The 12140-nt window shown below is 43.4% G+C and carries 11 protein-coding genes; 2 read left to right on the forward strand and 9 right to left on the reverse strand.

The genetic code is table 11. The annotated features are described in order from the left end of the window. Positions 1–11: 11 nt before the first annotated feature. The 9 genes from BLS23_RS01450 to rpmH form a co-directional block, all read right to left on the reverse strand. Entirely contained in the window at positions 12–773 is a 762-nt protein-coding gene (locus tag BLS23_RS01450; RefSeq protein WP_089650731.1) for a glucose 1-dehydrogenase, read from the reverse strand. Positions 774–887: 114 nt separating this feature from the next. Next, positions 888–1379, reverse strand: coding sequence for a metallophosphoesterase family protein (locus BLS23_RS01455; RefSeq protein ID WP_089650732.1), 492 nt, complete (start codon positions 1377–1379; stop codon positions 888–890). A 167-nt stretch (positions 1380–1546) separates the two neighbouring features. Continuing rightward, the gene (rsmG, locus tag BLS23_RS01460) at positions 1547–2263 is read right to left on the reverse strand and encodes a 16S rRNA (guanine(527)-N(7))-methyltransferase RsmG (protein ID WP_089650733.1); all 717 of its coding nucleotides are present in this window, start codon (positions 2261–2263) and stop codon (positions 1547–1549) included. Positions 2264–2280: 17 nt separating this feature from the next. Then, positions 2281–4170: a tRNA uridine-5-carboxymethylaminomethyl(34) synthesis enzyme MnmG gene (gene mnmG, locus BLS23_RS01465; protein ID WP_089650734.1), complete on the reverse strand. Its 1890-nt coding sequence runs from the start codon at positions 4168–4170 to the stop codon at positions 2281–2283. A gap of 51 nt (positions 4171–4221) precedes the next feature. Continuing rightward, on the reverse strand, positions 4222–5598 hold the full coding sequence (mnmE, locus tag BLS23_RS01470) for a tRNA uridine-5-carboxymethylaminomethyl(34) synthesis GTPase MnmE (RefSeq protein ID WP_089650735.1): 1377 nt from the start codon (positions 5596–5598) through the stop codon (positions 4222–4224). A 718-nt stretch (positions 5599–6316) separates the two neighbouring features. After that, positions 6317–6931 carry an RNA-binding cell elongation regulator Jag/EloR gene (gene jag / locus BLS23_RS01475; protein ID WP_089650736.1) on the reverse strand — a complete coding sequence of 205 codons (615 nt, stop codon included), beginning with the start codon at positions 6929–6931 and terminating at the stop codon, positions 6317–6319. Next, a complete protein-coding gene (spoIIIJ, locus tag BLS23_RS01480) occupies positions 6931–7689 on the reverse strand; it encodes a YidC family membrane integrase SpoIIIJ (RefSeq protein ID WP_089650737.1) in 759 nt (252 codons plus the stop codon). The genes jag and spoIIIJ overlap by 1 nt, the downstream gene beginning before the upstream one ends. Before the next feature lie 111 nt (positions 7690–7800). Next, the gene (gene rnpA, locus BLS23_RS01485) at positions 7801–8154 is read right to left on the reverse strand and encodes a ribonuclease P protein component (protein WP_089650738.1); all 354 of its coding nucleotides are present in this window, start codon (positions 8152–8154) and stop codon (positions 7801–7803) included. 265 nt (positions 8155–8419) lie between these two features. After that, the gene (gene rpmH, locus BLS23_RS01490) at positions 8420–8557 is read right to left on the reverse strand and encodes a 50S ribosomal protein L34 (RefSeq protein WP_089650739.1); all 138 of its coding nucleotides are present in this window, start codon (positions 8555–8557) and stop codon (positions 8420–8422) included. A gap of 672 nt (positions 8558–9229) precedes the next feature. Between rpmH and dnaA the strand changes: the two genes are divergently transcribed. Further along, the gene (gene dnaA, locus BLS23_RS01495; protein ID WP_089650740.1) at positions 9230–10585 is read left to right on the forward strand and encodes a chromosomal replication initiator protein DnaA; all 1356 of its coding nucleotides are present in this window, start codon (positions 9230–9232) and stop codon (positions 10583–10585) included. A 174-nt stretch (positions 10586–10759) separates the two neighbouring features. Further along, complete coding sequence (gene dnaN / locus BLS23_RS01500) at positions 10760–11899, forward strand: DNA polymerase III subunit beta (RefSeq protein WP_089650741.1); 1140 nt, start codon at positions 10760–10762, stop codon at positions 11897–11899. Positions 11900–12140: the final 241 nt, after the last annotated feature.

Genomic DNA, 12140 nt, shown 5'->3' on the forward strand with positions numbered 1-12140 from the left:
GCGGGATTTTTTTATCTTCCTAACCAACCACCATCAATGGCCAACTGATGTCCGTGTACATAACGGGAGGCATCAGAAGCAAGAAAGACCGCGGCACCGATGAAGTCTTCCGGTTTCCCCCAGTCACCTGCTGGGATTCGATCAAGGATCTGCTTGTTCCTTTCTTCGTCTTGGATAAGCGCCGTATTCATATCAGTCGCGATGTAGCCAGGTACGACACTGTTGACATTGACACCTTCTTTCGCCCATTCATTGGATAAGGCTTTCGTCAACTGGGAAACGCCGCCTTTGGAAGCAGCATAAGCGGGTACACGAATGCCTCCCTGGTAGGACAACAAGGAAGCGAAGTTGATGATTTTCCCGCTCTTGTTCGGCACCATATAGCGCCCCGCTTGCTGACAGAGGATCCACGTCGTTTTGAGATTGATATTCAGAACATCATCCCAGTCCTCTTCTGAAAAATCAACAGCATCGGAGCGCCTCTGAATTCCTGCTGCATTCACTAGAATATCAACACGATCGAACGCTTCCACAACCGATGGAATCGCCTCTTTCACTTGATCTTTATCACTCAAATCACACGGTATGATGTGGCAGGTTCGACCATGTCCTTCAATTTCTTTTTTTACATCTACTTGTGATGTGTTCCGCTGTAACAAGGCAACATCAGCACCAGCCTCAGCCAGACCGATAGCTACAGCACGCCCGATTCCTCTTGTTCCACCAGTGACGGCTGCTATTTTTCCATCTAAACGAAATAAACTCTCTGTCATTTCAATCCCCTTTCACGCTACGATAGCGTTTACATTCTCTTATATACCTTTCGATGGGCGGTGAGGAAATTCCTTTCACCTTTTAAATATTTTTTATGAAATATATTTTCATAATCAAGGAAAGAAAATATGTTCCGCATGGATTCCAGCCTTTGTTAAGGAAAGTTTCCCGAACGAATACATCGGCAACCGCCTTTTATCAATGAGAGAGCCAGGATTGAACAAGAGCGTTCTCTTAAAATATCGGAGGATTGGGATATGAGAGTGTCCGTAAATCAACACATCCACGGCACCATTTTCGAAAGATTCCAGCGCACGTTTTTCCGTCGTCTTTTTCTCTCCGTGGCCATGGACGATTCCGATCTGGTATCCTTCCCATTCGAGCAGTTGTTTTGCCGGAAATTTGTTTTGGACCTCTTCCCCGTCTACATTTCCATACACCCCGTACACGGGAGCATAGCCTTTCAACGTTTCATAAAGCTCTAACGTTTGCCAATCTCCAGCGTGAATAATGGCATCCACGTTCTTCAATTCTTTTAAAAAACGTTCCGGAAGCTGTTTTGCTTTTTTAGGCATATGTGTATCCGAAAGCACAATGATTTCCACTTCTGATCATCTCCTTCAAAGTCCTGCAATTCAAATTCAATATCCCCTATCTTCCGGGCAATGACCTGTTTCTCTAGTTCAAAGTCCTGTAACTAGCAGTTAATGTCCTCGTTCTCCTATTCCCTAAAAAAATTACCTCTCTACCAGAGGCAGAGAGGTAATTGATGTTATTGAATCGGTGTTTTATTTGGTGTTCCCGCTTTTCTCGGGTATTTCTTAGGTGTTTTTCTTTTCTTTTCAATGATGGCGATGTTCCGCTCGCTACCCTCTTCCGGCAATTCAAACGTGTGAACATCAAGCACCTCACCACCGACGGTTTGGATCGCAATCTTCGCGTCTTCCATTTCATCCTTCAAGTTCGGACCTTTCATCGCCATGAACCTGCCGCCTTTGGCAGCCAAAGGCAGACATAATTCACTAAGGACGGACATTCGCGCAACGGCGCGTGCCATCACAAGGTCATAATTTTCACGGAAATTCGCATTTTTTCCGAAGTTTTCGGCACGATCATGATAAAAAGCGACATCATCCAGCTCCAATTCGTGGGCTAAGTGATTCAAAAATGTGATTCGTTTTTTCAAAGAATCGACAATCGTCACTTTCAACTGCGGAAAGACGATTTTCAAAGGTAAGCTCGGGAAACCGGCGCCCGCTCCGACATCACAAATACGGAGCGGTTGATTGAAGTCATAGTAGAAGGCAGCCGTCAATGAATCATAAAAGTGTTTCAAATAGACGCCTTCCTGATCGGTAATTGCCGTGAGATTCATTTTTTCATTCCACTCAACAAGAATGTCAAAATACTTTTCGAACTGGCGCTGCTGGTGATTGTCGAGTTCTATGCCATGTTCCTGTAGTGCTTTAAGAAAGGTGTTGATATCCATAAGCCCATCCTTTCAAATTATTCCCCGGATACGCGGGCGATTTTCCCTTGTTCGATATACACAAGCAGAATGGAAACGTCTGCTGGATTCACTCCTGATACACGGGAGGCCTGTCCGACAGATAGAGGTCGGACCGATTTCAGGCGGTCACGGGCTTCTGTCGCAAGGCCGTGAATCGCATCATAATCAATGTCTTCAGGAATTTTCTTCGTCTCCATCTTCTTCATGCGATCGATTTGCTCCAGAGCTTTTTTAATATAGCCGCTGTATTTCACCTGGATTTCCACCTGTTCTTTAACATCGTCTGGCAGGGGAACATCGCTTGGAGTCAAACGTTCCAAGTGACTGTAATTCATTTCTGGACGCTTCAGTAAGTCAGTCGCACGGATGGCATCTTTCAGCTTCGATCCACCCGCTTCTTCGATGACAGATTGAACCTCATCCGTCTCTTTCAAAATGACTTTGTCGAGCCGTTTTTTTTCTTCTTCAATCAATCGTTTCTTTTCTCTGAAGCGCTCGTAGCGATCTTCAGGGATCAAACCGAGCTGATAGCCGATTTCTGTCAAACGGAGATCCGCATTATCGTGACGAAGCATCAAACGGAATTCCGCACGGGAAGTAAGTAGACGGTATGGTTCGCCTGTTCCTTTGGTCACAAGATCATCAATCATGACGCCAATGTACCCTTGAGAACGGTCAAGAATCAATGGTTCAAGATCGAGCGCTTTCGCAGCCGCGTTAATCCCTGCCATCAGGCCTTGTCCGGCAGCTTCTTCGTATCCGGATGTTCCGTTAAGCTGTCCAGCTGTAAACAGGCCTTCGATCTGTTTCGTTTCAAGTGTCGGCCACAACTGTGTAGGCACAACAGAATCGTACTCAATGGCATAACCGGCACGCATGATTTCCGCTTTTTCAAGACCTGGTACGGTACGCATCATTTCATTCTGCACGTACTCTGGAAGTGAGGTGGAAAGGCCTTGGACATAGACTTCCTCCGTATCTCTTCCTTCCGGTTCAAGGAAAATCTGGTGACGCGGTTTGTCATTGAAACGAACGATCTTATCTTCAATGGACGGACAGTAACGCGGTCCTGTACCTTTAATCGCCCCTGAATACATCGCAGATAGTCCTAAGTTATCGTTAATGATTTTGTGGGTGTCCTCGTTCGTGTACGTCAGCCAGCACGGAATTTGGTCGGTGATGAACTCTGTCGTTTCATAAGAAAATGAGCGTGGCTCTTCTTCTCCTGGCTGGATTTCAGTTTTGGAATAGTCGATGGTGTGACTATTGACACGCATCGGCGTTCCAGTTTTGAAACGAACCATTTCAATGCCCATTTCCTCCAACTGTTCAGAAAGAGAAACAGTGGATCGCTGGTTGTTCGGGCCACTTTCATATGACAAGTCGCCGATGATGACGCGTCCTCGCATGAATGTACCGGTCGTAACGATCACAGTCGGAGCATAGTAGGCCGCTTTCGTTTCTGTGACCACACCTTTGACCTGATTATCTTCCACCAGTACTTTTTCAACCATGGCCTGACGAAGCGTCAGGTTCTCCTGATTTTCAAGCACCCGCTTCATTTCTTTGATATAAAGCGGTTTGTCAGCTTGTGCCCTCAACGCTCGTACCGCCGGCCCTTTTCTTGTATTTAAAAGACGCATCTGGATGTGCGTTTTATCAATAACGCGCCCCATCGCTCCACCTAATGCATCCACTTCACGTACAACAATCCCTTTCGCGGGACCACCAATGGACGGGTTACATGGCATAAAGGCAACGAGGTCGAGGTTCAAGGTCAGCATCAACGTCTTCGCCCCGCGGCGCGCGGCAGCAAGACCTGCTTCTACTCCGGCATGACCAGCACCAATAACAATTACATCATAATGCCCTGCATCATATGTCATTCGGATGACTCTCCTTTTTTTATCATAATGAATATCATTTAAACAGAACGTTTATTTTCCTAAGCAGAATTGCGAGAATAACTGATCGATCAAGCTTTCGTGAACCGTATCCCCGACGATTTCCCCGAGAATCTCCCACGTTCTTGTAACATCGATCTGTACGACATCAAGCGGAACCCCCATTTCCATACCATTTTGGGCATCTTCAAGGGCTTGTTTCGCTTGTTTTAATAACTGAACATGGCGGACATTCGAAACATACGTCATATCACCAGCGTCCAGATCCCCTTCAAAGAACGTATCTCCAATCGCTGTTTCCAATTGGTCGATGCCTTCTTCACGGATCAGGGAGGTCGTAATCACTGGGTGATCCCCAGCCAATTCCTTCACTTGATCAAGGTCCAATCGCTGTTCTAGATCCATTTTATTGACGATTACGATAATATTCATATCCCGGATCGCTTCGAAAAGTTTCTTATCCTCTTCGCTCAGCTCATCCCCATAGTTTAACACAAACAGAATCAGATCAGCTTCTTTCAGTACTTGCCTTGAACGTTCGACCCCGATTTTTTCTACGATGTCTTCCGTTTCCCTAATTCCCGCCGTATCAATAAGACGAAGCGGAACGCCACGGACGTTGACGTATTCTTCGATCACATCACGGGTCGTACCTGGGACCTCTGTCACAATCGCTTTATTTTCATGGACAAGGGCATTCATCAAGGAGGATTTCCCGACATTCGGACGACCGATAATCGCCGTACCCAGTCCCTCTCTCAAAATTTTTCCTTGCTTAGCGGTTTGAAGAATACGGGTGACTTCCTCGTGCACTTCTTTCGTCTTCTCTTCCATCATTTCATGAGACATCTCTTCGACATCATCATATTCTGGATAGTCGATGTTCACTTCGACATGAGCGAGCGTCTCGAGAAGCTTTTGTCTCAATTCCTGAATCAGTTTCGATAGCCGGCCATCCATCTGCTTCAAAGCGACATCCATCGCCCGGTCCGTTTTGGCGCGGATCAAGTCCATGACCGCTTCCGCTTGAGAAAGATCGATACGACCATTCAAGAAGGCACGCTTCGTGAATTCTCCGGGTTCCGCTAATCTGGCACCGCTCGCCAACACGATCTCTAAGAGACGATTGACAGAAACAAGCCCTCCGTGGCAGTTGATCTCTACAATATCTTCTCGTGTAAAAGTTTTCGGGGCACGCATGACAGATACCATCACTTCTTCCGCCATTTCGCCCGATTCTGGGTCAATAATCTTTCCGTAATGCATTGTGTGGGAATCGACCTCGTTCAAATCCTTCCCTTTAAAAAGGTTGGCAGCAATCGCCACGGCTTCAGGTCCACTCAAACGGACAATGGCGATCGCCCCTTCTCCCATTGGGGTCGAAATTGCGGTTATTGTATCTGTTTCCACACGCACTCACCTCCTGAAAAATGTTTGATTTATATTTATCCACAACAGGAATATTTTTGTTGTCACTAACATACTACCTTACCACACCGCCACGTGTTTTGAAAAGATATCAACACATATATTCCCTATTTTCCGCACCTTTTAGTTATCCACATGTGCATAACTCTCCCTATCATTTTCCCCACCATACCAACGAACAATACTGCCACCAGCTATTTATTAAACAATCTGGCAGCTTTTTTGAAGAATCAGTTTCGAGACTTTTATTGAGTGGATGGGGCTGCGGGGAATAGCTCACTTTCCGCGGGAGCACGGTGATCCTCATCGGACTGCGTCCTGTGGGGTCTCACCATGCACTTTTTTCGCGCAGGAGTCTCGCCATCCCTTTTCGCCTCTTTGCCATAGAAGATTCTTGAAACCACTTCTAAATGGTCAGCTCGTATGATTGAAGGAAGTGGATTATATAAAACGCTCCACAGATCGTAAAAGCTTGATACAGAACGCTCTATACTTCCAACAGAGGAATAGTGGAAGACCACTCAACTTGGTAAAGGGGTTCGTTTCTCCCCTATATCCAATGGGGTGGTTGGAAAGCTGCGAGACTCCCGTGGGAGAAAGGAGGTATGAGAGATCCCGCAATCGCGAGCGTTTGTTGATTTAGGAATCCATAAAAAATGCTTCTGTTCATGTGAGATGAACAGAAGCATGATAAAAAACATTATTGAGGTCGAATGACGACGTGTCTGCGGGGGTCATTTCCGTCAGAATCCGTTTCGACTTTTTTATGGTTTTGCAGCGCACTGTGTATGATTTTTCTTTCATACGACGGCATCGGCTCAAGCTTCACTTCCTGATTGGTCCGTACCGCTTTTTCAGCTAATCGATTGGCGAGATTTTCTAAGGTTTCTTTCCTTCGACCACGATAGCCTTCTGCGTCTAACATGACGGTATAGAAGACATCGGACTCGCGATTCACAACGAGCTGAGCCAAGTATTGAAGTGAATTCAATGTTTGGCCGCGTTTACCAATCAGCATCGCAATCTTGTCACCTTCAAGCTCCATATAAATGTCGCGCTGACGGAGCTCTGTTTTCACCTGGACAGGAGCGCCCATTTGTTCTGCTACTTCATAGATGAATGTTTCGACGTCCTGCACTGGATTTTTCTTGATCGTTACTTTTACAATCGATGGTTTCGTACCAAAACCGAGAAATCCTTTTTTACCTTCATCAATGATCTCGACATCGACTTGATCTCTTGATGTGTGTAATTGCTCTAGTGCTGTTTGGATCGCCTCATCAACTGTGGTCCCCGTAGCAGTCCATTGCTTCACTAGTTTGCTCCTCCTGTCTCATCTTTCATCATTGGTTTACGAATGAAAATGGTTTGAAGAATCATGACAATGTTACCGACAATCCAGTACAACGCAAGGGCAGATGGGAAGAAGAATGCGAATGTACCGATCATTAACGGCATGATATAAAGCATCATTTGCATTTGCGGGTTCTGTGCAGCCGCTCCTCCAGCCATCATCAATTTTTGCTGCAGGAAAGTTGTTGCTGCTGTCAGAATCGCTAAGAACGGATCCGCTTGTCCAAGCTCTAACCATAAGAAGTTATGAGTTTGAACAGCTTCTGTTCTCATAATTGCATGATAGAAACCAATCAAAATCGGCATTTGAACGATGATTGGCAAACAACCCGCGAGTGGATTGACACCGTTTTTCTGGAAAAGCTGCATCGTTTCTTGTTGAAGCTTTTGTTGTGTCTGAGCATCTTTGGAAGAATACTTTTCTCTCAGTTCTTTCAATTCCGGCTGAATATCCTGCATCGCTTTTGAACTTTTCAATTGTTTGACGTTCAATGGTAAAAGCAGGAGACGAATGATGATGGTTACGATGATAATCGCCAATCCGTAACTTCCATTCGTAGCATCAGCGAAAAACAACAATGTTTGTGATAATGGATATACAATATATTCATTCCAAAATCCTGTACTATCCGAGGTGATCTCTTGGTTGACTTCCATACACCCGGATAGGAACGTAAGCACACCTGTCATCGCGACCAGGATGAGTAATTTATTCCGCAACGTTCCTTCCTCCTTACTGAAATCGCTCTTCTATCTTTTTTTATACAAACCGATGAATGACTTTACGACAATCATAAGTTTAGCATTAGTTGACACCATAATTCTATATGATTACGTGCGAATTTTTTTATTTAATAGCTTTGACCGTGATAATACATGGGTCAGGCTTTTCTTTATCTCATGAAATTCCATTTGGTTCGTCGGTTTCCGTGCAATGATGACAAGGTCGTAATCCGGGTGGATCTCTTCCTCCAGTTCATGAAAGGCTTGCCTGAGATACCGCTTGATCTGGTTCCGCATGACCGCATGACCAATTTTCTTGCTGACCGATAAACCAATTCGAAAATGGGATTGATCTTCCTTTTTCATATAATAAAGGACCAACTGGCGATTGGCGAACGACTGCCCGCGACGAAAAACCTTTTGAAAGTCTTCATTTTTTTTAATACGATAAGCTTTTTTCATCGAACACCCTCCAAAATCACAAACAAGGTGGCTTGGGCAGACCGTTTTGCCTTCCACTATTCTCCCAGTAAGAGATCTTTTACATTATGTAGAAAAACATCTCTTTTTATCCTGCTCTCACCTTTTTAGGCGATCAAAAATCTATAAAAGAATGAACAAAGAATTCTACGCTCATCTTTTCTCTAAAAAACAAAAGAGGGACGAAGATCCGCCCCCTCTTTTGACCATTATACTGAAAAAAAGACCACTGATTGTTTTCAGTGGCCTATGCTGATAGAACTTTTCTTCCTTTACGACGACGGCGTGCAAGAACATGACGACCGTTCTTAGTGCTCATACGTGCACGGAAGCCGTGTACTTTTTTACGCTTACGGTTATTTGGTTGAAACGTGCGTTTACTCATTATATATACACCTCCTGAGGAAAATTCCAATAATACATCTAAAAGGCAGTCCCGATTAGTATAATAAATCCCCTTGCTTTTTGTCAACTTTTATTTTACGACTAGACCCGTGAAGATCACACCCGTTATATAACAGACCTGTACTATAACAAGTGAAAACAGCTGTCTAAAATAAGCGAACAAAATCTCCCCCTGGCGAACATTCACAGGATCTGTGTATAATTTAAACCTGCGTTTTCTACTGTCCACAACAAATATCGACAAGAAAATCACAAAATATAGTGTTGTGGATGAGTTTTGTCTACAAGGCGTTGAAATTGTGGATAAGTTATCGTGAACCATTGCAACTGCCTTTTTTATCTGGTATTATATTTGTGTTTAACCGTGAATGACTTCTGAAGACCACAAATCTTTTCCACAGATTGTGGATAACGTGTGGACAGTTATTAACACGGCTGTTTATGTAGTTATGCACAAGAGTGTGGATATTGAAAATAACTTTCTAGAACTCTAGTAAAATCAACTTCCGGACATCCACATCCGATCAGAGGTTTTTTAACGACATCTATTATACAAACCTTATACGAATGCCTTTCGATCCTTTTGCTACGTTCGAAAAAGAGAACGAAAGGTTTTTTTGTTTTCCACTGAAACAGAGAGGGGTGAAACAATTTGGAGAACATCAATGAATTATGGAACAATACGCTCGAGCAGATTAAAGAAAAAATCAGCAAACCGAGCTTTGAAACATGGCTGAAAGCAACCAAAGCAGATTCTTTGAATGAAAATACGCTGACGATCGTTGCTCCGAATGAATTCGCCAGAGATTGGCTTGAAAATCAATATGAGAGCTTGATTACCGAAACTTTATATGAAGTGACAGGGGCGAAACTTGATACAAAGTTCATTATTCCGGAATCTAAAGACGACTCACTAGAAGATGTGAAACTATCCTCTAAAAAAGTACCGAATGTAAAAAACAATGGAAACGAAGAATCACCACAAAGCATGCTGAATTCCAAATATACATTCGATACCTTTGTTATCGGTTCAGGCAACCGTTTCGCTCATGCTGCTTCTCTAGCTGTGGCAGAAGCACCAGCCAAAGCCTATAACCCATTGTTTATCTATGGTGGCGTCGGGCTTGGTAAAACGCACCTGATGCATGCGATCGGACACTATGTACTCGATCATAATCCGAATGCCAAAGTGGTGTATCTATCATCGGAAAAGTTTACGAACGAATTCATTAATTCCATTAGAGACAACAAGGCCGTCAATTTCCGAAATAAATACCGTAGTGTCGACGTGCTTTTAATAGATGATATACAATTCCTTGCAGGAAAAGAACAAACACAGGAAGAGTTCTTCCATACGTTCAATACACTTCATGAAGAAAGCAAGCAGATTGTCATTTCCAGTGACCGTCCGCCAAAAGAAATTCCGACACTGGAAGACCGTCTGCGTTCACGTTTTGAATGGGGCCTGATCACAGACATCACACCGCCTGATTTAGAAACAAGAATCGCGATCCTTCGTAAAAAGGCAAAAGCGGAAGGACTCGATATCCCGAACGAGGTGATGCTTTATATCGCCAATCAAATCGATACAAACATCCGCGAACTTGAAGGTGCGCTGATCCGTGTCGTTGCCTATTCTTCTTTAATTAATAGTGATATCAACGCATCACTTGCGGCAGAAGCTTTGAAAGATATCATTCCTAGCTCAAAACCTAAGGTCATTACAATTGAAGCCATTCAGGAAATGGTCGGAGAAAAATATAATGTGAGACTGGAAGATTTCCCAGCGAAGAAACGGACAAAATCCGTCGCCTTTCCAAGACAGATTGCCATGTATCTATCCAGGGAACTGACAGATTTCTCATTGCCGAAGATTGGGGAAGAGTTTGGAGGACGCGATCATACAACGGTCATTCATGCTCACGAAAAAATTTCAAAAATGGTTGCCGATGATCAACAGCTGCAAAAAGAATTGGATGAAATCAGAGAACAGTTAAAATCTCACTAGTGGATAATGTGAATAGTGATTGCACGTTCGTCAACACCCTATCCACATGTGGATAACCTTATAAAATAAACGTTTAACCTTGTTATCCACATTTCCACAGCCCATACTAGTACTATTACTACATTTTATATAAAAATAATTAATATATGCTCAAGTAGGAGGAGTGTATTCAAAATGAAATTCGTTATCCAAAGGGATCAATTGATCAATAGTGTCCAAAACGTCATGAAAGCCATCTCTTCCAGAACCACGATTCCAATTCTTACAGGAATGAAACTCGAAGCGAGTGAAGAAGGAATCAAATTAACAGGTAGTGATTCAGATATCTCTATTGAATCTTTCATTCCTAGTGAAGAAGACGGTATTGTTTATGTAGAAAATATTGAACCGGGAAGCATCGTTCTTCAGGCCAAGTATTTCCCTGATATTGTCCGTAAGCTCCCTCAAAATACTGTAGAAATAGAAAGTGACCATACTCGTAATGTCACGATACGTTCTGGAAATGCAGAATTTCATTTGAATGGCCAAGATCCAGAAGAATACCCACAACTTCCGCAACTTCATACAGAAGATAGTTTTGAACTGCCGATTGACCTTTTAAAAAATTTAATCCGCCAGACCGTTTTTGCGGTATCGACTTCTGAAACAAGACCGATCCTGACGGGTGTTCATGTAAAACTTGATGACGGAAGACTGGAATTCATTGCGACCGACAGCCATAGGTTAGCTTCACGTAAAATTCCTTTGGAACAACCAGAAGGAAAATCTTTACCGGCTGTAGTCATTCCTGGTAAAAGTTTGACGGAATTAAACAAAATTCTTGATGATTCCGAAGATACGATTGAAGTCAGTGTGACAGAAAATCAAGTCTTATTCCGTACGAAACACCTGTACTTCCTTTCCCGCTTGCTTGAGGGCAATTATCCGGAAACTTCTCGTCTGATTCCTGAACAAAGCAAAACGATCGTCAAAATTGACACGAAGGAATTGCTGCAATCAGTAGATCGCGCATCTCTTCTCGCGAAAGAGAATCGCAACAATGTTGTTCGTTTGATTACAAAAGAAGACAATCATCTTGAAATCACAGGGAATTCCCCGGAAGTAGGGAATGTTGTCGAAGAAGTGATGGCGACTGATGTCGATGGAGAAGATCTGAAAATATCTTTCAGTGCCAAATACATGATGGATGCACTGAAAGCGGTCGATTATGACCAGGTGAAGGTCGAATTTACAGGAGCGATGCGCCCATTCTTGATTCGCCCTGTCGATGACGACCAGATTTTACAGTTGATTCTTCCAGTCAGAACTTATTAAATCTCCGAAAAAGGTAAAGGTAAAAAGGTGCTTTATGTTTTGCATAGAGCACCTTTTCTTATTGGTCAGATTTTTATGTATCATCCTTTGGAATTTCAAGGAAGCGATGACTTTGTTAATAACTGTTCGTTTTTACAGCACTAGATACTTAGGTACCTAAGTTTATTGGTGAGGACAAAGAAAAATGAAAATGAGCGAATGATGGAAGAATGGGGCAATAAGAAGGTTGAAATGTCACTAA

This window comes from Halobacillus aidingensis (genome assembly GCF_900104185.1).
Classification (GTDB): domain Bacteria; phylum Bacillota; class Bacilli; order Bacillales; family Halobacillaceae; genus Halobacillus; species Halobacillus aidingensis.